This window comes from Sphingomonas sp. 3-13AW, assembly GCF_049311085.1.
GTDB lineage: Bacteria > Pseudomonadota > Alphaproteobacteria > Sphingomonadales > Sphingomonadaceae > Sphingomonas.
In genome coordinates this window covers 1-22188 of the sequence record NZ_JASNVZ010000034.1, presented here as the reverse complement: position 1 = coordinate 22188, position 22188 = coordinate 1, and the positions used below count along the sequence as shown (strand labels likewise).

Below are 22188 nucleotides of genomic sequence, written 5' to 3'. Positions count from 1 at the left end.
CCTTGAGGGCTTTGCAAGTGAGTGCATTCGGTCGGCGCAATCATCTCGGCAGTCCCGTCGGGCGCCCACAATTCGGCGTCGCCCGCCCCATGCAGGGAAGCACGGTTGCCCGGCCCGCCGACACCCAGGGCGGTGGCCAGTTCCCGCCCGTTGCCGACATCCCCCTGCCCGCCGGCGACACCACGCCGCTTTCCGCGCCGTCGGTGGACATGCCCGCCGTCCATTCCAGCGCGATGCAGCGCCTGGCAGATCGCCAAGCGGCATCCGGCGAGGCCGGCAGCAGCCGCGTCGAAGGCTTTGAGTCCTCGATCCACCGCATCAAGGAACAGGTGCTGCCGCGCCTGCTCGAGCGCGTCGATCCGGAAGCGGCAGCGACCCTCACCAAGGACGAGCTGGCGGAGGAATTCCGCCCGATCATCGGCGAGGTGCTCGCCGAGCTGAAGCTGACCCTCAATCGGCGCGAGCAGTTCGCGCTGGAAAAAGTGCTGGTCGACGAGCTGCTGGGCCTGGGCCCGCTCGAGGAGCTGCTGGCCGACCCGGCGATCAGCGACATCATGGTCAACGGCCCAGACCAGACGTTCGTGGAGCGCAAGGGCAAGCTGGAGCTCGCCAACATCAGTTTCCGCGACGAGGAGCATCTGTTCCAGATCGCCCAGCGGATCTGCAACTCGGTCGGCCGCCGGGTCGACCAGACCACCCCGCTCGCCGACGCCCGCCTGAAGGACGGCAGCCGCGTCAACGTCATCGTGCCGCCGCTCTCCCTCAAGGGCACGGCGATCTCGATCCGCAAATTCTCCGCCAAGCCGATCACGCTCGACATGATGGCGGGCTTTGGCTCGATGAGCCCCAAGATGGCCACCGCGCTCAAGATCGCGGGCGCGAGCCGCTTCAACATCGTCATCTCCGGCGGCACCGGCTCTGGCAAGACGACGATGCTGAACGCGCTGTCGAAGATGATCGACCCCGGCGAGCGGGTGCTGACGATCGAGGACGCGGCGGAGCTTCGCCTGCAGCAGCCACACTGGCTGCCGCTGGAAACGCGCCCGCCGAACCTGGAGGGTCAGGGCGAGATCACGATCCGCGACCTGGTGAAGAACGCGCTACGGATGCGTCCGGACCGGATCATCCTGGGCGAGATCCGTGGCTCCGAATGCTTCGATCTGCTCTCCGCGATGAACACCGGCCACGACGGCTCGATGGCGACGCTCCACTCCAACTCCCCGCGCGAGTGCCTGGCGCGCATGGAGAACATGGTGATGATGTCCGACATCAAGGTGCCCAAGGAAGCGATCAGCCGGCAGATCGCCGACTCGGTCGACCTGATCGTCCAGGTGAAGCGCCTGCGCGATGGCTCCCGCCGGGTCACCAACATCACCGAGGTGATCGGCATGGAAGGGCCGGTGATCGTGACGCAGGAACTGTTCAAGTTCGAATATCTCGACGAGTCGGCGGACGGGAAGATCATCGGCGAGTATCGTTCGATGGGCCTGCGCCCGTACACGCTCGACAAGGCCAGGCAATATGGCTTTGACCAGGCGCTGCTGGAGGCCTGCCTCTAGCGACGGGCCCCGCGTCCGCCGCCGGCCTTTCGATGACGGATGTGACGTGCTGCGGGCTGGCGCGACTCGAACCCGGCACCTAGGCTGCTGCCATGCGCATCGCGCTCGCCCTCTTCGCGGCGGCCCTGGCCGTATCGCCGCTCGCCGCAAGCCAGGCGCCGCGTTCCGCCGTGGAGACGCTGGCCAGGGATAGTGCCGAACGCTGGGTCCCGTTCCAACTGACCCCCGCCAACCACATCCGCTTCGCAATGAAGATCGAGGGGCGTCCTGCGAGCGCCCTGCTCGACACGGGTGTCAGCCATTCGATCGTCAGCACGGCCTTCGCCCGCGCCGCCCGGTTGAAGCCCCAGCGGCGTGGGACCGCATCGGCACTGGGCGGAGACATGGCAATCGGCTGGACTCGAGTCGAGCGCCTGTCGATCGCGGGGCTGCGCAGCACCGGACGGGCCATGGCGATGCTGGACCTGTCGGAAGCCCAGACGGGAGACGGCCTGCCCGTCGATGCGCTGATCGGCGCCGACCTGCTCCTCCCCTATGCGCTGGACATCGATTTCGAACAGCGCCGCTTCCGCCTGCTGCCGAGCGGCGCCCAGCCGTTTGCGGGCGCGCATGCGCCGCTATCGCGCAATCCGGACGGCCTTTATGTCACCGAGGCACGGCTCGGCCGCCAGTCGCTGCGCCCGGTGATGGTCGATACCGGGGACGGGACCAGCGTCAGCGTCACCACCGACCAGTGGCGCACCGCCCGCTTGCCGCGGCGCCCGCTCACCTCCACCGTCTCCTACGGCCTCGCCGGCCCGGTGGAAGCCGACCTCACGGTGACGGACGCAGTGCGCGTGGGCGACACGGCTGCGCCCGAGGTCGAGCTGCGGATCGAGGGCAAGGACTTCGTCGATCGCACCGGCATCCCGAGCCGGATCGGCGTCGGCTTCCTGCAGCGGTTCCGCGTGCTGCTCGATCCGGGCGCGGGCCGGCTCCTCCTGGCGCGTGCCGGGGGAGAGGCCAGCGCGCCACCGCGTTCGACCAGCGGGCTCCTGCTCGGCTATGAGCACAACCGGCTCAGCGTGCTCCACGTCATGCGCGGGAGCCCCGCCGCCCGCGCCGGCTGGCGCCCGGGGGAAGAGATCTGCCAGATCGACGGCGCCCCGGTGCGGGAGACCGCCGCCGGTGCTGCCGACCTCAGCTGGTCCGCGGATTTGCCAGGGCGAAAGGTTCGCCTGGGCCTGTGCGACGGCACCGACCGCACGCTGACGCTCGCGAAGTTCTACTAGGTCACCCCGTGAGGGCGAGCGCGCCCAGGATCACGGCGCACAGGATCGCCGCCATCTGAATGCCAGGCCAGGGCATCACCCCCACCCGGTCGAGGTCGTGCCGGCGCGCGCGTCGCGCGTCGGCAACCCCGCTTGCCACCGCCACTGCCGCCAATGCGGCCGCGCCGCTCCAAAGTCCCGCTTGCATCCGTCCCACTTAGCCGCACAACATCGCTTCGTCACCTTTGGAGGACCCGATGCGCCCGATGCTCCCGATCCTTGCCGTCACTGTTGCCGCGGCCCCCTTTGCAGCAGGCGCGCTCGCGCGTCCCGAAACGCCGCGCCAGGCGACGGCCGCCGCGATCGCCTCGCCCGCCCGCACGCCCACCAACGTGGCGCGCGACCGCTATCGGCATCCGGCCGAGACGCTCGCCTTCTTCGGGGTGAAGCCAAGCGACACGGTGGTGGAGGTTTGGCCCGGCGGCGGCTGGTACACCGAGATCCTCGCACCCTATCTGTCGCGCACCGGCGCCTATTACGCGGCCGCCCCGCTGCCGAACGGCGCGAAGGGCGTGCAGGCGCTCCAGGCAAAGGACGCCGCCCGGTACGGCAAGGTGCGGATCGCCGGCTTCCCGGCAAAGCCGGGTGACGCGACCGTTCCGGATGGCAGCGCCGACGTCGTGCTGACCTTCCGCAACGTCCACAACTGGCGCTTCGGCGGCGCGGATCAGGCACAGGCCATGTTCGACGCGATGTTCCGCATGCTCAAGCCGGGCGGCACGCTGGGCGTTGTCGAGCACCGGCTGCCCGAGCGGCGCGATGCCGCGGCCGAGGAGAAGAGCGGCTATATGAAGGAAAGCTCGGTCATCGGCTTTGCGACGAAGGCCGGGTTCAAGCTTGCGGGCAAGTCGCAGGTCAATGCCAACCCGCGCGACACCGCCGATTGGCCGCAGGGGGTGTGGACGCTGCCGCCGACCTACCGGCTGGGGGATACCGACCGCGCGAAATATGCCGCGATCGGGGAGAGCGACCGGATGACGCTCCGCTTCGTCAAGCCGCGCTGAGTGGCGGCGGGGCGTGATGCGCCCCGCCCCCTTTTACTTCGCGAGCTTGTCGACCTTTTCCTGCAGGCGGGCGAGTTCGGCACGCAAGGCATGCATCTCGCTCTCGCTTCCTTCTGCCTGCACCGGGGCGGCGCTGTCGTTAGCGGCGCCCGCCTTGAACGCCGCGGTTGCGGCCTCGAACATCGCCATGTTGCGCTTGGCGATCTCGGCAAAGGGCGAGTTGGCGAACGGCGAGTTGGCAAAGGCGCCCTCGACCGCCGACTTGAACTGTTCCTGGTTGCGGCGGAAGCTGTCCATCGACGCTTCCAGATAGCCGGGCACCATCGCCTGCATCGAGTCGCCGTAGAGCGCGATCAACTGGCGCAGGAAGCTGACCGGCAGCATCGTCTGCCCGCGGCTTTCCTCTTCCATGATGATCTGGGTCAGCACGTTGTGCGTGATGTCGTCGTCGCTCTTGGCGTCCACAACCTTGAAATCACGTCCCTCGCGCGTCATCGCCGCAAGATGCTCAAGCGTGATGTAGGACGAAGTCTCGGTATTGTAGAGCCGACGATTCGCGTATTTCTTGATGATGACGGGTCCGCCATCCGGCACGGTCTTTTTCATGCAGAACCCCTGAATGTCTGAACCTACGTTATCATCCTTTTCTACCGCGCTGCAACGCGGACCTCGTCCGTTGCCGCTCTTCCTGGAGATGCTGCAGACCGAGACTGCGGATGCACCCGAGCGCCGCGCCGCAGCACTGGCGGGGCTGCGTGCCTATCAGGCGGCGCCGCGACCGCCGCGGCCGCCGCTCCCCGATCCAATTGCACGCAGCGGCCGGGCGACGTTGCACGCCTATGCCGCAACCGGCCGGCCGGTGGTGTTCGTCCCCTCCCTCATCAACCCGCCTTTCGTGCTGGACCTCGCCCCCGACAATTCGCTGCTGCGCTGGCTGGCGCGGCAGGGGATGCGGCCGATGCTGGTGGACTGGGGCACGCCGGAGCCAGGGGATCGGGATCAGGACATCGACGCCCATGTCACCCAATTGCTGCTGCCGCTGCTGGACGCGGTGCCGGAGCCGCCGATCTTGGTCGGCTATTGCCTGGGCGGCACGATCGCGGTGGCTGCGGCAACGCTGCGCCCGGTGGCCGGTCTCACGCTGATCGCGGCCCCCTGGCACTTCGCCGGCTTCGGGGATGAAGCACGGGCGCGCATCGCGGCGCTGTGGGAAAGAGCCGGCCCGACCTGCGCCGCCTTGGGGCTGGTGCCAATGGAGGTGCTGCAAAGCGGGTTCTGGCGGATGGACCCCGCCCGCACCGTCACCAAGTTCGAGCGGTTCGGCGAACTCGCGCCCGATAGTCCCCGCGCCCAGGCCTTTGTGGCGCTGGAGGATTGGGCCAATTCCGGCGCCCCCCTCACCTATGCGGCCGGACGCCAGCTGTTGGAATGCTTCTTTGCTGCCGACCTGCCCGGCAGCGGCGGCTGGCGCATCGACGGCCGCACGATCTCCCCCGACGCCCTCGCCTGCCCGTCCATTGATTTCGTGGCGCAGGGAGACCGCATCGTGCCGGCCGCCAGCGCTGTCGGCTTGCGCGCGCACCATCCGGTGGCGGCAGGGCACGTCGGGATGGTGGTCGGCAGCCGCGCGCCGGCGCTGCTGTGGCAGCCACTCGCCGACTGGATAAGCGGGGTTCCCGCGGCTAGATAGCCCTCAGGGCCGCACCTTGCGGCATGGTTGAGAGGAAACTGCTGCATGACCGAGATCGTGATCGCCGCCGCCAAGCGAACCCCGGTCGGCAGTTTCCTCGGTGCCTTTGCGACCACCCCTGCCCATGAACTCGGCCGGCAGGTCATCGCAGCCGCGCTGGAGCAGGCCGGCGTCGCCCCGGAAGATGTTTCGGAAGTGATCCTGGGTCAGGTCCTGACTGCGGCCCAGGGCCAGAACCCGGCGCGCCAGGCGTCCATGGCCGCCGGCGTGCCCAAGGAAGTGCCGGCCTGGGGCGTGAACCAGGTCTGCGGCTCGGGCCTGCGGACGGTTGCGCTTGCCTATCAGGCGATCCTGACGGGCGACGCGTCGATCGTCGTCGCGGGCGGGCAGGAGAGCATGTCGCTGTCCGCCCACGCCCAGGCGCTGCGCGCAGGCTCCAAGATGGGCGACGTCGCGCTGGTCGACACCATGATCAAGGACGGCCTGACCGACGTCTTCAACGGCTATCACATGGGCATCACTGCCGAGAATCTGGCGGAACAATATCAGGTGACCCGGCCGGAGCAGGACGCATTCGCGGTCCGCTCGCAGAACCTGGCGGAAAAGGCGCGTAGCGAAGGCCGCTTCAAGGATGAGATCGCGCCGATCACGGTGACGGGCCGCAAGGGCGACACCATCGTCACCGACGACGAATATATCCGTGCCGGTGCGACGCTGGAGGCGGTGTCGGGCCTGCGCCCCGCGTTCAAGAAGGACGGCACCGTGACCGCCGGCAACGCCAGCGGCATCAACGACGGCGCCGCCGCGCTGGTCGTGATGTCGGCAGAGGAAGCGGCGCGTCGCGGCATCCAGCCGCTGGCGACGATCCGCAGCTGGGCCTCCGCCGGCGTCGATCCCTCGATCATGGGCATCGGCCCTGTTCCCGCATCCCGCCGGGCCCTGGAAAAGGCGGGTTGGACCGTCGACGACCTAGATCTGATTGAGGCGAACGAGGCGTTCGCAGCGCAGGCACTCGCCGTGGGCAAGGAAATGGGCTGGGCAGCGGGCAAGGTGAACGTCAACGGCGGCGCGATTGCGCTGGGTCACCCGATTGGCGCGTCCGGCGCCCGCGTGCTCACCACGCTGCTGTACGAGATGCAGCGCCGGGACGCGAAAAAGGGACTCGCCACGCTTTGCATCGGCGGCGGCATGGGAATCGCCATGTGTGTCGAGCGGCTATAACACTAATCGGATATATCATCTCAGGGCGGAAAAGAGACACAAAATTGCGTTAATGTTGCAGTAACGTCACACGTTACAATCGCAATAATCTCGCCCCGCCCTGTAACCCTTGCCAAGCCGGCCCGGGTTCCCTTTTGCTCCTAACCGTCTGGCGCATTCTGCCAGAGGGTATGGGGCACATCATGAATCTCTCAAGACTTCTCTCGGCCACCGCGCTTGCCACTTGGAGCATCGCGGTACCGGGTGTTGCTTTGGCGCAAGACTCGACCGACACGACCGCGGGCATCGCCGGCCCCAGCGAGGGAGCTCAGGAAGAGGCTCCTGCGGAAGGTCAGCAGATCGTCGTCACCGGCTCACGCATCGCGTCGCCGAACCTCCAGTCCGTCACGCCGATCCTGAGCGTGACCGGCGAAGAACTCCGCCAGTCCGGCCAGGTCTCGATCGGCGACGCGCTGAACGACCTGCCCGCGCTCAACAGCACCTTCAGCCAGTCGAACTCGACCCGCTTCCTGGGCACCGCAGGCCTGAACCTGCTCGATCTTCGTGGCCTGGGCACCGTCCGCACGCTGACGCTGGTCAACGGCCGCCGTCACGTCGGCAGCGATATCCTGAGCAACGCCACGTCCGTCGACGTCAACACCATCCCGGTCGACCTGATCGACCGTGTTGATACGGTGACGGGCGGTAACTCCGCCATCTACGGCTCGGACGCGATCGCGGGCGTCGTAAACTTCGTCCTGAAGAACAACTACGAAGGCCTGGGTCTCCGCGCGCAGGGCGGCATCAGCGAGCACGGCGACGCCGGCGCTTATTCCGCAAGCCTGGTCGCCGGCAAGAACTTCGCAGAGGGCCGCGGCAACATCGCCGTCAACCTCGAATACGCGCGTCAGAACGACTTCTATGCGTCGGATCGCAAGTCCTATCGCCAGAACAACGCCTTCGTCGTCGTGGATACCGATGGCGCAGGCTCGATCAACGGCAGCGACGGCATTCCCGATCGCGTGCTGTTCCGCGACGTGCGCTCGACCGCCGTCTCCAGCGGCGGCCTGATCCTCTTCGGCCCGGGCGGCAACAATCGCTGCGGCACCGACCCGCTGGGCGCAGCCTATACCTGCTCCTACTTCTTCCAGCCCGATGGCAGCCTGGTCCCGCAGACCGGCGGCCGCATCGGCCTGGCACCGAACGGCTCCTTCGTCGGCGGCAACGGGGAAACCCTGCGCGAGGGCAAGCTGATCCAGCTTCTACCGCAGCTCGATCGCTACGCCGCGAACATGATCGGCCACTTCGACGTGTCCGAAGCGTTCGTCCCGTTCTTCGAAGCGAAGTATGTTCGCACGAACGTGGTCGGCACCGGCACGAGCGGTCCTGCTTTCTACCAGGGCCAGACGTTGGACGGCTTCTACGAGCGTCCGCGCCTCGACAACCCGTTCCTTTCGGCGGCAGCACGCGGGACGATCACCGAACAGCTTCTGCTGGGCGGTACCAACCCGTACACCCGGGCCCCCCTCAGTCAGGCAGAGCGCGCCGCGATCGCGGACGGCTCTTTCCGCTTCGCCGTTCGTCGCAACCTGCTCGACCTCGGCAACCGCACCGAAGAGTCGCGTCGTGAGACCTACCGCTTTGTCGGCGGCTTCCGTGGCACGTTCAACGACGACTGGAACTACGAAGTCTCGGCCAACTACGGCGAGTTCCGCGAGCGCACCCGTGTTCTGGGCAACCTGAACGTCCAGCGCATGCTGCTCGGCATGGACGCGGTACGCGACCCTGCGACCGGGAACATCGTGTGCGGCTCGCAGCTCAATCCGAGCCGCGCGTATGACGATTTCGGCGGCAATGCGGCTACGCTGGCAGCCGACATCGCAGCCTGTCAGCCGGTCAATCCGTTCGGCGCCGGCAACATCTCCCAGGCAGCGCGCGACTATGTGCTCTCCGACACCACTTCTGTCGGCAAGATCACCCAGTTCGTGGGTTCGGCATTCGTTGGGGGTAACTCGGCCAAGTGGTTCGAACTGCCGGGCGGCCCGATCGCCTTCGCGGTAGGTGCCGAATATCGTCGCGAGACGGCGAGCTTCCGCGCGGATCCGCTCGTCCAGGCAGGCTACACCTTCTACAACGCGCTCGAGCCGTACGAATTCCCCGACTACGAAGTGAAGGAAGCATATGGTGAGCTTCGCCTGCCGCTTCTGAAGGACCTGCCGTTCGTTCGCAATCTGTCGATCTCGGCATCGGGTCGCGTCAGCGACTACAGCCGCGGCTCGGCGAGCACGGTGTTCGCGTACAGCGTGGGCGGCGAATGGTCGCCGGTCGACGATGTGCGCTTCCGTGCGAACTATTCGCGTTCGGTTCGCGCACCGAACCTGACGGAGCTGTATTCGTCGATCGGCCAGAACTTCGCCCCTGGCTTCGTCGATCCCTGCTCGGCTCGCAATATCGCAACCGGTTCCGAGAACCGCGTCGCGAACTGCGCCGCAGCGGGCCGTCCGGCCAACTATGACTATGTCTATCAGTCCTCGCTCGACTTCCTGAGCGGTGGCAACCCGAACCTGAAGGAAGAAACTTCCGACAGCTACACCTATGGCATGGTCGTTACGCCGTCCTTCGCACCTGGCCTGCTGATCTCGGCAGACTATTACAACATCCGGGTGAAGGACGTGATCACGTCGCCGTCGGCGCAGCAGATCGTTAACGCCTGCTACGACGCGTCGGATCTGGACAACCAGTTCTGCAACCTGATCCAGCGTGCGGGTCCGGCCGGGGGTCCCAACGGGGAAATCCCGTTCCAGATCCTCGAAGGGACGCTGCAGGCAACCCTGCTGAACTACGCTGCCCTGAAGGTTCGCGGGATCGACTCGCAGATCAGCTACCGGACTCGTTTCGGCGAGAACAACTCGGTCGCCGCGAAGTTCGTGTGGACGCACCAGTTCGAGAACAGCGAATTCTTGGATCCGACCAATCCTGGTCGTGCAAACCGTCTGATGAGCGAGCTTGGCTATCCGAAGGATGCGTTCAACTTCGACCTCGACTTCACGTTCGACAAGTTCTTCGTCAACTATCAGGCGCGTTACCTGGGGAAGATGACCTTCGGCGCGTACGAGGACACGAACTCGCTGCAGGGCCGTCCGCCGCAGAACGCGGACTATGCCACGGTGATCAACTATCCGGATGTCGTCTACATGGACGCGCGTCTGGGCTTCAACGTGACGCGTGACTCGATGTTCTATCTGGGTGTCGACAACTTCACGGATCGCCTGCCGCCGCTCTATGCGACCGGCACTGCCGCTGGCAGCGGCATCTACAACAACCGCGGCCGCTATTTCTACGCGGGCGTGTCGGCACGGTTCTAATCGTCCAAAACGTGAAATGCGGGGAGCCGGTAGGAAACTACCGGCTCCTTTGCTATCGGCGCCCCCATGACGGACGGCGCATCTCAACCGGGGAAAATCGACCGCTTGCTCGAACGGGGCCAAGCCAGGGAAGCGATCGCAATCGCGACCCAGGAAGCCGCCGCGGGCAATGCCGAGGCCCTGTACCGCCTCGCGATCTGGCGGCTGGCCGGCGACCTTCTCCCCCGTGACCTGAGCGAAGCGCGCAAGCTTTTGCGCAAGGCGAGCGAAGCCCGGCACGTCGCGGCCGCACATCTGGAAATTGCGCTTACCGTCACCGGATCCGGCGCACCCGCGGACTGGCCCCTGGGCTATGCGCTGCTGAAGACACTCGCCGAAGTCGATGCCGCGGCCGCCGAACAGGTGAAGCTCTTGGCCGCGATGCAGCTGGACGGCTCGGGCGCCCCTTTATCGATCCCGCAGCCCGAGGTTCTTTCGCGGCAGCCGCAGGTCAGCCTGTTCCGCAATTTCCTCACCGAAGCGGAATGCGCCCATATTGCCGCGACGAGCGCGCCGCTCCTGGAGCCTTCGCTCGTCGTCGACCCACGATCGGGGCAGTTGGTGCCGCACCCGATCCGCACCTCGGACGGTGCCTTGATCGGCCCGACCCGCGAGGATCCCGTCATCCGCGCGATCGACCTGCGGATTGCCGCCATCAGCGGCACGAACGTTGCCCAGGGGGAAGCGCTGACGATCCTGCGGTACCGGCCGGGGCAACAGTATCGACCGCATCTCGACACCCTGCCCAATGTCCGCAACCAGCGCGTGCGCACGGTGCTGATCTATCTGAACGGCGGATTTGCGGGGGGCGAGACCCAGTTTCCCAAGATCGGTGTTACCGTCGCGCCGCGTGGGGGCGATGCGCTGATGTTCGACAATGTCACCGCCGATGGCCGGCCGGACCCTGCGTCCATCCACGCCGGCCTGCCAGTGCGCGCGGGCGCGAAGTGGCTCGCGACCCGCTGGATCCGCGCGCGTCCGTTCGATCCGTGGCGCGGGCCCGAAGCCCCGCTATAGCCACTCGCGCGTGTAGCGTTTGCCCATGCCTGTCAGCAGTTCGTACTGAGATCGGCCCGACGCCGTCGCCGCACGCTTGAGATCATAGTCGATCGTCAGCCAGTCGCCTTCCGCTACATCGGCGGCCGAGACGTCGACGATCAGCAGGTCCATCGAAACGCGCCCGCGCACCGGGCACGGAATGTCGTCGGCGAACACCGTCCCGGTATCGGAGAATCCCCGGCCATAGCCGTCGGCATAGCCGATGTTGAGCACTGCCAGTTCTTGGTCGGAGGGCGCCGTATAGGTCGCGTTGTAGCCGGCGGTCTCCCCCGCCCGCATGCGGCGCCGCTGGAGCACCTGCGCCTGGGGACGGACCACCTGCCGGATCACGCCCTCCGCCGCCGGACAAGGAATGCCGCCGTAGAGTGCCAGGCCCGGCCGGGTGAGATCGAAGCGATAGCCATCCCCCAGGAAGATGCCGGCACTGTTGGCGAGGCTGTACCGCCTTGCCGGCACCCGTGAAGCGATGATGGCAAAGCGGGCGCGCTGCTCGGCGTTCATCGCATGCGCTTCGTCCGCGCAGGCGAGATGGCTGATGAGGGTATCGATCTCAAGGCCCGAGAACAGCTCGATCGGTGCGTCGTGGGCCATGCCCAGCCGGTTCATGCCGGTATCGACCATCACGTCGCAGGGGCCGCCGCCGCTGTCCCGCCAACGCGCAATCTGGAGCGGGGTGTTGAGGACCGGCCGGACATGCCGCCACTGGCGGGCGCGCGGAAGATCCTCTTCGCGCAGGCCGTGCAGCACCGACACTGCCGGTGCGATATCGGCGATCGCCTCTGCCTCTGCCCAATTGGCCACGAAGAAGTCACGGCAGCCCGCGTCCGCAAGCCGACGCACGACTTCGCGCGCGCCCAGGCCATAGGCATCGGCCTTTACCGCGGCACCGCAGGCGGCGGGGCTGCTCAGTTCGGCAAGGGCGTTCCAGTTGTGGACGAGCGCCGCGCCGTCGAGGCGCAGGCGAAGGGGGGCATCAGTCACGCCACGCGGCCTAGCGCGTGAGGACGCGGGCGTCGAGGGTGGCAGCGGCCGCTTGCGTTTTCCCGAAGTGGCGTTGCTGTCGCTGCGCTTGCGCTGCAGTGCAGCATCACCCATCTGCGCGACGATGGCCTCCCCCTCCCCCGTTTCCGCGCGCAACGTCGCGCTGGTGCACCTTGCCCTTGCCACCGGCGGCTTTGCGATCGGCACGACCGAGTTCGCGGCCATGAGCCTGGTGCCCCTGTTCGCGCCCGGCCTCGGCATCTCGGAGCCGGTCGCCGGGCACGTCATCAGCGCCTATGCGCTGGGCGTGGTCGTCGGCGCGCCGTTGATCGCAGTGCTGGGCGCCCGGATGTCGCGGTTTTCGCTGCTGATCGGCCTGATGGGGCTGTTCGCGCTGTTCAACGGGCTGAGCGCGCTTGCGCCGACCTATGGCTGGATGCTGGTGTTCCGCTTCCTGAGCGGCCTTCCTCATGGCGCCTATTTCGGTGTCGCATCCCTGGTCGCCGCCTCCCTCGTCCCGTCGGAGAAGCGAACCCAGGCGGTCGGGCGGGTGATGCTGGGGCTGACGGTCGCAACCATCCTGGGCGTGCCCGCAGCAAACGCGCTCGGGCAGACGATCGGCTGGCGCTGGGGCTTTGGCGTCGTAGCCGTGCTGGCGATCGGGACGGTCGCACTGCTGGTCGCGCTCGCGCCGCGCGACAAGGCGGACCGAACCGCCAGCCCGCTCGCCGAGCTCGCGGCGCTACGCCGAGCACAGGTGTGGCTGACGCTCGGCATCGGCGCAGTGGGTTTTGGGGGCATGTTCTGCGTCTACACCTATGTCGCCTCCACCCTGCTGGAGGTAACGCGCGTGTCACCGGCGATGGTGCCGGTGGTGCTCGCCGTCTTCGGCACCGGCATGACCGTCGGCAATCTCGTGGTGCCGCGCTTTGCGGATCGGGCGCTGATGCCCACGGTTGCCTTCACGCTGCTGTGGAGCGCGGCGATGCTGGCGCTCTACACCTTTGCCGCCGCGTCGCTGTGGACGATCGTGCCGTGCGTGTTCCTGATCGGTCTGGGCGGTGCGCTCGGCACCGTGCTCCAGACACGACTGATGGACGTCGCGGGAGAGGCCCAGAGCCTTGCCGCCGCGCTCAACCATTCGGCGCTGAACCTCGCCAATGCGATCGGCCCCTGGGTCGGCGGCATGGCGATCGCCGCCGGCTGGGGCTGGGAATCGACCGGCGCCATCGGCGCGGGCCTGGCGCTCGCCGGCCTGCCGATCTGGGCGATGTCGGTGGCGCTGGAGCGCAAGCGGGCCGCGGTATTGCAGCCCGCCTGACAGTTCAGATCAGTCGAGGTTCGGGCGCAACCAGCGTTCCGCCTGCTCCACGCTGACGCCGCGGCGGCGGGCATAGTCCTCCAGCTGGTCGCGGCCTATGCGCGCGACACCGAAATACTGGCTGTCGGGATGGCCGAAGTAGAAGCCGGACACGGCCGCCGTCGGCAGCATCGCAAAGCTTTCGGTCAGCACCAGCCCGGCCCGCTCACTTGCGCCCAGCATGTCGAACAGCATCGGCTTCAGGCTGTGTTCCGGGCAGGCGGGATAGCCCGGCGCCGGACGGATGCCGCGATACTGCTCGCGCACAAGAGCCTCGTTGGTGAGCTGCTCGTCGGGCGCATAGGCCCACAGCGTCGTGCGGACGTGCTGGTGCAGCCGCTCGGCGAAGGCTTCCGCAAGACGATCGGCGAGCGCCTTCAGCAGGATGTCGTTATAGTCGTCGTTGTCGGCCTTGAAGCGAGCGATGTGGGCGTCGATGCCGTGGATGCCGACGGCAAAGCCGCCGATCCAGTCGCCGGCGGGGTCGATGAAGTCCGCCAGACACATGTTTGCCCGCCCTTCGCGCTTCGCGATCTGCTGGCGCAGCATCGGCAGGCGCACGCTGGCCTCGTTGGCGCGGTCCAGGTCTGGCGTGCGCAGGTCGTCCGGGAAGTGGGCGCCGTCGGGGCTCACCCGATCCTCGCTATGGCGGGTGCGGACGATGATGTCGTCGCCATCGCGGTGGCACGGCCACAGCCCGGCAACGCCGCGCGCCGTCAGCCACTTCTCGGCGATGATCGTGTCGAGCATCTTCTGCGCGTCTTCGTAGAGGCCGCGCGCGCTCTCCCCGACCACGTCGTCGTCGAGGATCGCGGGGAAGTTCCCCGCCAGCTCCCAGGCGCGGAAGAACGGCGTCCAGTCGATATAGTCGCGCAGGTCCGCGAGATCCCAGTCGTCATATTGGTGGATGCCGGGCTGCGCGGGCGCTGGCGGCTTGTGCGAAAAGTCGGCGACGAAGCCTGCGGCGCGGGCATCGGCGATCGGCAGCAGCGCGCTCTGCCCCTTGCCCTCACGCGCGGCGCGAACGGCGGCATAATCGGCCGCGACCTTCTCGACATAATCGTCGCGCTGGGTGTCGCTGACCAATGTCGTCGCGACGCCCACCGCCCGGCTGGCGTCGAGCACATGCACCACCGGCCCGTCATAGGCCGGCGCGATGCGCAGCGCGGTGTGCACCTTGGACGTGGTGGCGCCCCCGATCAGCAGCGGCATCACCATCTTTGCGCGCTTCATCTCCTCGGCCACCGTCACCATCTCGTCGAGCGAAGGGGTGATGAGGCCGGAGAGGCCGATCATGTCGGCGTCGTTCTCGTTCGCAGCCTCCAGGATCTTCGACCAGGGGACCATCACGCCCAGGTCGACCACTTCGAAGCCGTTGCACTGGAGGACAACGCCGACGATGTTCTTGCCGATGTCGTGCACGTCGCCCTTGACGGTCGCCATGATGATCTTGCCCTTGCCCTTGGCGCCGGGCTCCTTGGCGGCTTCGATGAAGGGCAAGAGGTGCGCCACCGCCTTCTTCATCACGCGCGCCGACTTCACCACCTGCGGCAGGAACATCTTGCCCGATCCGAACAGGTCGCCAACGACGTTCATGCCGTCCATCAGCGGGCCCTCGATCACCTCGATCGGGCGGGCGAACAGCTGGCGCGCCTCCTCGGTATCGTCGACGACATGGGCATCGATGCCCTTGACCAGCGCATGCTCGAGCCGCTTGGCGACCCCCCAGCTGCGCCACTCGGCCGCCTGCTTTTCGGCGACCGCGTCGGTGCCGCGATACCGCTCCGCCAGCGCCACCAGCCGGTCGCCGGCCTCGGGATCGCGGTTGAGGATCACATCCTCGCAGGCGATGCGAAGCTCCGGATCGATCGTGTCGTAGACGTCGAGCTGGCCGGCATTGACGATCGCCATGTCCAGCCCGGCGGGGATGGCATGGTAGAGGAATACCGAGTGCATCGCCCGGCGCACCGGCTCGTTGCCGCGGAACGAGAAGGACAGGTTCGACAGCCCGCCCGAGATATGGACGTGCGGGCAGCGTGCCTTGATCTCGCGGCACGCCTCGATGAAGTCGACGCCGTAGTTGTTGTGCTCCTCGATCCCTGTCGCCACCGCAAAGATGTTGGGGTCGAAGATGATGTCCTCGGGCGGGAAGCCGATCCCCATCAGCAGGTCATAGGCGCGGGCGCAGATCTCGACCTTGCGCTCCTTGGTGTCGGCCTGGCCGACTTCGTCGAACGCCATCACCACCACGGCCGCGCCATAGGCCATGCACTTGCGGGCATGGTGGAGGAATTGCTCCTCGCCCTCCTTCATGCTGATCGAGTTGACGATCGGCTTGCCGGACACGCACTTCAGGCCCGCCTCGATCACGTCCCACTTGGAGCTATCGACCATCACCGGGATGCGGGCGATGTCGGGCTCTGCCTGGATCAGCTTCAGGAAGGTCGTCATGGCGTGGTGCGCGTCGAGCAGCCCCTCGTCCATGTTGACGTCCAGCACCTGCGCGCCTGCCTCCACCTGCTGGAGCGCAACCTCGATCGCGGCGGCATAGTCGCCGTTCATGATCAGCTTCTTGAAGCGGGCCGATCCGGTGACGTTGGTGCGCTCGCCGATGTTGACGAAGTTCGCGGTGGATTGGGTCATCTACACTGTCATCCCGACGGACGCCGGGACCAGGATCCTGGGCGGCACCGCTTGTGGTTCTGGACCCGCGAACGACGCCGCGGGCTAAATAGGTCGGAGCGGCTTCAGGCCGCCATGGTGAACGGCTCGAGCCCCGCCAGGCGCGTGCGCACCGGCGGCGTCGGGATCGCGCGCGGGGTCAACCCGCGCACCGAGTCCGCAATCGCCTTGATGTGCGCGGGCGTCGAGCCGCAGCAGCCGCCGAGCACGTTGACCTGGCCGTTCTCGGCCCAGTCGCGCACCAGCCCCGCCGTCGTCTCCGGCGCCTCGTCATAGGCGCCCAGTTCGTTGGGAAGACCCGCGTTGGGATAGACCATGATCAGCGTGTCGCAGATCGCCGACAGCGTCTTCACATGCGGGCGCAACTGCTCGGCACCGAACGAGCAGTTGAGCCCGATGGTGAGCGGATTGGCGTGGCGCACCGCGTGCCAGAACGCCTCGACCGTATGGCCCGACAGGTTGCGTCCCGAAAGATCGGTCAGCGTCATCGACAGCATGATCGGCAGGTCGCGGCCGAGCGCATCGCCCGCCTCGATCGCGGCCATGATCCCCGCCTTGGCATTCAGCGTGTCGAACACGGTTTCGATCAGCACGAAATCCGCACCGCCCTCTACCAGCGCATCGATCTGCTCGCGGTAGACGTCCTTGAGATGATCGAAGTCGATCTCGCGGAAGCCGGGGTCGTTGACGTCCGGGCTCAGCGACAGCGTCTTGTTGGTCGGACCGATCGCACCCGCGACAAAGCGGGGGCGGCCGTCCTTCGCCTGGAACTCGTCGGCGATCCGCCGCGCGAGCTTCGCGCTCTCGACGTTAATGTCCCGCACCAGATGCTCGGCGCCATAGTCGGCCTGGCTGATGCGATTGGCGGAAAAGGTATTGGTCTCGGCAATGTCGGCCCCGGCCTCAAAATAGGCGCGGTGAATCGACTCCGGCACATCGGGCCGGGTCAGCGCGAGGATGTCGTTGTTGCCCTTCTGGTCATGGCTGAGGCCAAGGCTGCCGGCATAATCCGCTTCCGACAGCTTCCAGTTCTGGATCTCGGTCCCGAAGGCGCCATCGGTGATCAGCACGCGCCTGGCAGCTTCGGCGAGCAGGGTTTCGCGAGGAGTCATGGTCAGCCTTTCGTCGCCCGAAGGCATCACGCCGCTGCCGCCCCCGCCACCGGCCTGGGCCGCAGCCCCAGCAGGTGACAGATGGCGTAGCTCAGCTCGGCGCGGTTGAGCGTGTAGAAATGGAAATGGCGCACGTCGCCGGCATAGAGGCGACGGCACATCTCTGCCGCGATCGTCGCCGCCACCAGCTGGCGCGAGGCCGGGTGGTCGTCCAGCCCCTCGAACAGCCGGTCCATCCAGTCCGGGATCGCGGCACCGCACATGCCCGCGAACTTGCGCGTCTGGGCGACGTTGGAAACGGGCAGGATGCCGGGCACGATCTCGGCCGAGATTCCGGCCGCGGTCGCGGCGTCGCGGAAGCGGAAGAACGCTTCCGGCGTGAAGAAGAACTGCGTGATCGCGCGGGTGGCGCCGGCGTCGAGCTTGCGCTTGAGGTTGTCCAGGTCCGCCGCCTTGGTGCCCGAATCCGGGTGGCATTCGGGATAGGCCGCGACCGAGATTTCGAACGGGTGCAGCTTCTTGAGGCCGGCGACCAGTTCGGCGGCATTGGCGTAACCATCGGGATGCGCCTGGAATTTCTGGCCGATGACGGGCGGATCGCCGCGCAGGGCGACGATGTGCCGCACGCCCGCGGCCCAATATTCCTCCGCCACCTGGTCGATCTCGGCGCGGCTCGCTTCGACGCAGGTCAGGTGGGCAGCCGCGGCAAGGCTGGTCTCCCGCTGGATGCGCGCGACCGTCGCGTGGGTGCGCTCGCGGGTCGAGCCGCCGGCGCCGTAGGTGACGGACACAAAGCGCGGGGCGAGCGGCTCCAGCGTGCGAACGGCCTCCCACAGGGTTTCCTCCATCTTCGCCGATTTCGGCGGGAAGAACTCGAACGACACCGCGGCGTCGCCCCCCACGTCCGCGAACAGCGGCGCATCGAGCGCGCGGCGCGCCTCCTCGAGCTGGTTCACCGAAATCGTCATGCCGCCTGCCTCTCCACCCGGGCGGCGCCAGTCTTGCGCGCCAGCCACAGCTTCACCGTGAGTTCGCCGCCCTCGAGCGTTTCCGTCTGCACGGGCGCGAGCCCGGCCGCGGCGAACCAGCCGAGCATCTGCTCGTCCGAAAATCCAAGTCGCGCATGCGCGTCCCGCGTGCGCAGGTCCTCCCGCTCGTGCGGCGCAAAGTCGACGATCAGCAGCCGCCCGCCCGCTGAAAGCACCCGCGCGGCTTCCGCAATCACGGCGCCGGGGTGCTGCGCAAAGTGCAGGACGTGATGGAGGATCGCCGCATCCGCCTCGTCATCCGACAGCGGCAGGCGATAAAAGTCGGCCTGGCGCAGTTCCGCCTTGTCGAGGCCCTGCTCCGAAAGCTTGGCACGGGCGAGCCGCAGCATCTCCGAACTGCGGTCGATGCCGAGTGCATAGGTCGCCTGGGGCGCGAACAGCTCCAGCATGCGGCCGGTGCCGGTACCGATATCCACCAGCGTGCCGATTGGCTGTGCGCCGAGCGCGCGGGCGCAGGCTGCCTCGACCTCGCTCTCGGCGACATGGAGCGAGCGGATCGCGTCCCATTCGCCGGCATGCGCCTCGAACCACGCAGCGGCGGCCTGAGCGCGATCGGAGCGAACGGCGGCAAGCCGGGCGGTGTCGGCAACGCCCCACGGGTCCTCACCTGTCGGCGTCCATGCGTCGATCGCGGCGAGCACCGGCGCGACCCGCGCCTCTTCGCCCAGCGCCACGAACACCCAGCTGCCTTCCTTGCGCCGTTCGGCCAAGCCGGCGTCGACAAGAATTTTCACATGGCGCGACACACGCGGCTGGCTCTGCCCCAGCACCTGCGCGAGCTCACCCACCGACAGCTCCATCGAGCGCAACAATGCTACAATCCGCAGCCGGGTCGCATCCGCAAGGGCGCGAAATATATCGAGTGCAGGAGCCATGATGAGCGATATAAAGATTTCTTTATATGCGGTCAACGCTCTGGCGCGACATGGCCAGTGCCGTTGCGGCAGGGAAACAACCACGTTCCGGTGCGTTCGGCCCCGGACGATCTCGGTCAATGAAGAAGGAACCTCCCATGAAGAAGGTCATACTGCTCCCGATCGCGGCCGCCGCCTTTGCGCTTTCCGCGTGCAGCGACAAGGCACAAAACGAGACCGGCGAAGCAGCCGACGCCGTAGCGGCTGACGTGAACTCGACCATGGGCGAAGCCGTGGACGATGTCGACACCGCCAGCGAGCGTGCCTTTGACGATGCCGAGAACGGTCTCGACCGCGCCGGCCGTGCCATCGAGAACACCGCCGACGACGCCGGCCGCGCGATCGATCGCGGCGCCGACGACGCGGGTCGTGCAATCGACCGCGGCGCCGATGACGCCAAGCGCGACACGGGTCGCGAGCTGGAACGCGTAGGCAACGACCTGCAGCGTTAACCTGATGCGCCGGGTTGCTCTTCTTCTCGCGCCGCTGGTCCTTGCGGGCTGCGGCGGGGAGAAGGGCAACCCCGGCGCCGTCACGCCCGACGAAGCCCGTGCCCTCAACGAAGCGGCCGAGATGCTTGCCCCGAACAGCGTGAGCGTAAATGCGCTTGCGGCCGAAAACCGCCTGGAAACACCATGACCCCTCGCCCCCTTGGCGCCACCGATCTTGAGACCCCGCCCCTGGTGCTGGGCGGCAACGTGTTCGGCTGGACAGCGGACAAGGAGACGAGCTTCCAGGTGCTCGACGCATTCGTGGAGCGCGGCGGACGGATGATCGACACCGCCGACGTCTATTCGGCATGGATCGACGGCCACTTCGGCGGGGAGTCCGAGGCGGTAATCGGCGAGTGGCTGAGGGCGTCGGGCAAGCGCGATCAGGTGCTGATCGCCACCAAGGTCGGGATGCTGCCGGGCGAAGGCGGCGAGAAGCTCGCCCCCACGCGCATTGCCGCCGCATTGGAAGCGTCGCTGCAGCGGCTCGGCACCGACTATATCGACGTCTATTTCGCGCATCAGGACGATGACGCCGTCCGCCAGGAGGATTATCTCGCCGCCTTCGCACGGCTGGTGGAGGCCGGCAAAGTCCGCGTGATCGGCGCATCCAACTTCCACGCAGCGCGGCTGAAGTCTGCGATCGAGATCGCCACCCGCGAAGCGCTCCCGCAGATCCACGTCTTCCAGCCCGAGTATAATCTCGTCAGCCGCCATAAGTTCGAAGGTGAGCTGCAGAACCTGTGCATCACGCACAACATCGCCGTGACCCCGTATTTCGGGCTCGCAGGAGGCTTCCTGACCGGCAAGTATCGCAGCCGCGACGACCTGTCGAAGAGCGTGCGCGGCCGCGGCATGGCCGACCTGCTGGAGGGCAAGGGCGCGGCGGTGCTCGCGGCGATGGATGTGGTCGCGGCAGAGACCGGCGCCAGCCTTCCCCAGATCGCGCTCGCCTGGCTCGCCGCCCAGCCCGGCGTGACCGCACCGATCGCGAGCGCCACCAGTGTCGAGCAGGTGGAGGAACTGACCGGTTCCTGGGACCTGGAGCTCAGCAAGGACCAGCTGGAGCGGCTGACCAACGCCGGCGCGTAAGCCCTGGCTCAGCCCAAAACCGGCTGCGGCAGCGCCTCGAACGCCGGCCTTGCCAGCAAATAGCCCTGCACCAGCTCGATGCCGAGCGCGCGCACCGCAGCGAGTTCGCCGGGTGTTTCGATCCCTTCGGCGACCAGGGTGACGCCGAGCCTGCGGCACAGGCCGACCATGCTCTCCACGATCAGGCGGCGCGGCTCGCTCTCGTCGATCCCGCGCAGCAGGGCCATGTCCAGCTTGATCACGTCCGGCTGGAAGCGCGCCAGCAGGGTGAGGCCGGCATGGCCCGCGCCGAAATCGTCAAGTGCGGTCGCAAAGCCCATCTCCCGATAGCTTTCGACGATGTCGAGAACATGGTCGGGATCGGCCATTTCCTCGTTCTCGGTGAACTCGAACATCAGCCGGTCGGTCGGCAGGCCGGTGGCCTGCGCCGTCTGAAGCGTCAGCTGGATGCACGCCTTGGGCGAGTAGACGGCATTGGGCAGGAAGTTGATCGACAGCCGCGCGTCCGTCTGCAGCAGCCCTGCCGCAACCGCCCGCTCGATCGCGACCACCCGGCAGCGCTGGTCGAAGGCATAGCGGTTCTCGGGCGTCACCTGCGCCAGCACGCTTGCCGCCGCCTCCCCCTCGGTGCCACGGACCAGCGCCTCATAGGCCCAGGGGCGGCCGGTACGCAGGTCGACGATCGGCTGAAAAGCCATGGAAATGCGGAACTCGAGCGCCTGTCCATCGCGACAGCCGCTGCATCCACCGGGAAGCGATCGGGTCATGCCTCGCTATGCGCTGAGAAGTCTTAGCAACCCGTGCATCAATCGCCGGCAAAGGCGAACGGCGTCACCCCGCCCTCGCGCTCGTTGACCAGCAGCGCGTGGCCGGCAGGGGGCGCCGAGCGCTGGCCGCAGTCGCGCCGCGTGCACGCGCGACAGCCAAGGCCGATGCCCACGGCCTCACCGCCAAACTCCGTGCCGCGTGCCGCCGCCCATCCGCGTGCCTGGTCGGCCGCCAGCAGCAGGGCGATCGCATAGCGGGCGCGGACCCCGGAGACCTCGCCGACGGCCGGGTGGACTACATGCGACCAGCTGAACCAGCGACTGCCGTCTTCCAGCTCGATCAGCTGGGTCACCGCGGCATCGGTACGCGCAAACGCCTCGAACGCGCTCCACAGCGGACACAGGCCGGGAGCGTCCGCGATCGGCGACGCGCTCATCCCGGCAAACCGTTTCGACACCTGGCCCGCGCGGTCGATCCTGAGCAGGCAAAAGGCCAGCCCGCGCGCCCCCACCC

Annotated in this window: 20 protein-coding genes; 11 read left to right on the top strand and 9 right to left on the bottom strand. The window is 67.3% G+C overall.

What is annotated here, in order from left to right; all coding sequences use genetic code 11:
* The first annotated feature begins 17 nt into the window (after window positions 1-17).
* Both QP045_RS20225 and QP045_RS20220 read left to right on the top strand, forming a co-directional pair.
* A complete protein-coding gene (locus QP045_RS20225) occupies window positions 18-1559 on the top strand; it encodes a CpaF family protein (protein ID WP_422516811.1) in 1542 nt (513 codons plus the stop codon).
* 92 nt (window positions 1560-1651) lie between these two features.
* Window positions 1652-2830 (top strand): aspartyl protease family protein, encoded by a 1179-nt coding sequence (locus QP045_RS20220; protein WP_422516810.1) that lies wholly within the window; start codon window positions 1652-1654, stop codon window positions 2828-2830.
* Between the two features lies 1 nt (window position 2831).
* Here the strand turns inward: QP045_RS20220 and QP045_RS20215 are convergent, their stop codons facing one another.
* Window positions 2832-3017: a hypothetical protein gene (locus tag QP045_RS20215; RefSeq protein WP_422516809.1), complete on the bottom strand. Its 186-nt coding sequence runs from the start codon at window positions 3015-3017 to the stop codon at window positions 2832-2834.
* 49 nt (window positions 3018-3066) lie between these two features.
* On the opposite strand from QP045_RS20215, the gene QP045_RS20210 reads away from it, so the two are divergent.
* On the top strand, window positions 3067-3873 hold the full coding sequence (locus QP045_RS20210) for a class I SAM-dependent methyltransferase (protein ID WP_422516808.1): 807 nt from the start codon (window positions 3067-3069) through the stop codon (window positions 3871-3873).
* 33 nt (window positions 3874-3906) lie between these two features.
* On the opposite strand, the gene phaR is transcribed toward QP045_RS20210, so the two are convergent.
* Window positions 3907-4479 carry a polyhydroxyalkanoate synthesis repressor PhaR gene (phaR, locus tag QP045_RS20205; RefSeq protein ID WP_422516807.1) on the bottom strand — a complete coding sequence of 191 codons (573 nt, stop codon included), beginning with the start codon at window positions 4477-4479 and terminating at the stop codon, window positions 3907-3909.
* Window positions 4480-4492: 13 nt separating this feature from the next.
* Here phaR and QP045_RS20200 point away from each other — a divergent pair, with 13 nt between their 5' ends.
* From QP045_RS20200 to QP045_RS20185, 4 genes are all read left to right on the top strand, one after another.
* Window positions 4493-5563, top strand: coding sequence for an alpha/beta fold hydrolase (locus tag QP045_RS20200; RefSeq protein ID WP_422516806.1), 1071 nt, complete (start codon window positions 4493-4495; stop codon window positions 5561-5563).
* A 45-nt stretch (window positions 5564-5608) separates the two neighbouring features.
* On the top strand, window positions 5609-6784 hold the full coding sequence (locus tag QP045_RS20195) for an acetyl-CoA C-acetyltransferase (protein WP_422516805.1): 1176 nt from the start codon (window positions 5609-5611) through the stop codon (window positions 6782-6784).
* 251 nt (window positions 6785-7035) lie between these two features.
* On the top strand, window positions 7036-10128 hold the full coding sequence (locus QP045_RS20190) for a TonB-dependent receptor domain-containing protein (protein WP_422516804.1): 3093 nt from the start codon (window positions 7036-7038) through the stop codon (window positions 10126-10128).
* A 66-nt stretch (window positions 10129-10194) separates the two neighbouring features.
* The gene (locus QP045_RS20185; protein ID WP_422516803.1) at window positions 10195-11184 is read left to right on the top strand and encodes a 2OG-Fe(II) oxygenase; all 990 of its coding nucleotides are present in this window, start codon (window positions 10195-10197) and stop codon (window positions 11182-11184) included.
* Here the strand turns inward: QP045_RS20185 and alr are convergent.
* Window positions 11179-12207: an alanine racemase gene (gene alr / locus QP045_RS20180; protein WP_422516802.1), complete on the bottom strand. Its 1029-nt coding sequence runs from the start codon at window positions 12205-12207 to the stop codon at window positions 11179-11181. The genes QP045_RS20185 and alr overlap by 6 nt on opposite strands.
* 124 nt (window positions 12208-12331) lie before the next feature.
* Here alr and QP045_RS20175 point away from each other — a divergent pair, with 124 nt between their 5' ends.
* A complete protein-coding gene (locus QP045_RS20175; protein ID WP_422516801.1) occupies window positions 12332-13528 on the top strand; it encodes an MFS transporter in 1197 nt (398 codons plus the stop codon).
* Between the two features lie 9 nt (window positions 13529-13537).
* Here the strand turns inward: QP045_RS20175 and metH are convergent, their stop codons facing one another.
* From metH to QP045_RS20155, 4 genes are all read right to left on the bottom strand, one after another.
* Window positions 13538-16210, bottom strand: coding sequence for a methionine synthase (metH, locus tag QP045_RS20170; RefSeq protein WP_422516800.1), 2673 nt, complete (start codon window positions 16208-16210; stop codon window positions 13538-13540).
* Window positions 16211-16314: 104 nt separating this feature from the next.
* Window positions 16315-17361, bottom strand: coding sequence for a homocysteine S-methyltransferase family protein (locus QP045_RS20165; RefSeq protein ID WP_422516799.1), 1047 nt, complete (start codon window positions 17359-17361; stop codon window positions 16315-16317).
* 26 nt (window positions 17362-17387) lie between these two features.
* Complete coding sequence (metF, locus tag QP045_RS20160) at window positions 17388-18329, bottom strand: methylenetetrahydrofolate reductase [NAD(P)H] (protein WP_422516798.1); 942 nt, start codon at window positions 18327-18329, stop codon at window positions 17388-17390.
* Window positions 18326-19285, bottom strand: a complete 960-nt coding sequence (locus tag QP045_RS20155) for an ArsR/SmtB family transcription factor (RefSeq protein ID WP_422516797.1) — start codon at window positions 19283-19285, stop codon at window positions 18326-18328. Before QP045_RS20155 ends, metF begins: the two co-directional genes overlap by 4 nt.
* A 137-nt stretch (window positions 19286-19422) precedes the next feature.
* Here QP045_RS20155 and QP045_RS20150 point away from each other — a divergent pair, with 137 nt between their 5' ends.
* From QP045_RS20150 to QP045_RS20140, 3 genes are read left to right on the top strand one after another with little or no spacing between them, the layout of a single operon-like run.
* Window positions 19423-19776 carry a hypothetical protein gene (locus QP045_RS20150; RefSeq protein ID WP_422516796.1) on the top strand — a complete coding sequence of 118 codons (354 nt, stop codon included), beginning with the start codon at window positions 19423-19425 and terminating at the stop codon, window positions 19774-19776.
* A 4-nt stretch (window positions 19777-19780) separates the two neighbouring features.
* Complete coding sequence (locus tag QP045_RS20145; RefSeq protein WP_422516795.1) at window positions 19781-19963, top strand: hypothetical protein; 183 nt, start codon at window positions 19781-19783, stop codon at window positions 19961-19963.
* Window positions 19960-20907, top strand: a complete 948-nt coding sequence (locus QP045_RS20140) for an aldo/keto reductase (RefSeq protein ID WP_422516794.1) — start codon at window positions 19960-19962, stop codon at window positions 20905-20907. Before QP045_RS20145 ends, QP045_RS20140 begins: the two co-directional genes overlap by 4 nt.
* Window positions 20908-20915: 8 nt before the next feature.
* On the opposite strand, the gene QP045_RS20135 is transcribed toward QP045_RS20140, so the two are convergent.
* Window positions 20916-21605 carry an EAL domain-containing protein gene (locus QP045_RS20135; protein WP_422516793.1) on the bottom strand — a complete coding sequence of 230 codons (690 nt, stop codon included), beginning with the start codon at window positions 21603-21605 and terminating at the stop codon, window positions 20916-20918.
* Window positions 21606-21712: 107 nt separating this feature from the next.
* Window positions 21713-22188 (bottom strand): short-chain fatty acyl-CoA regulator family protein (locus tag QP045_RS20130; protein WP_422516792.1); only part of this gene is annotated, 476 nt, incomplete at its 5' end.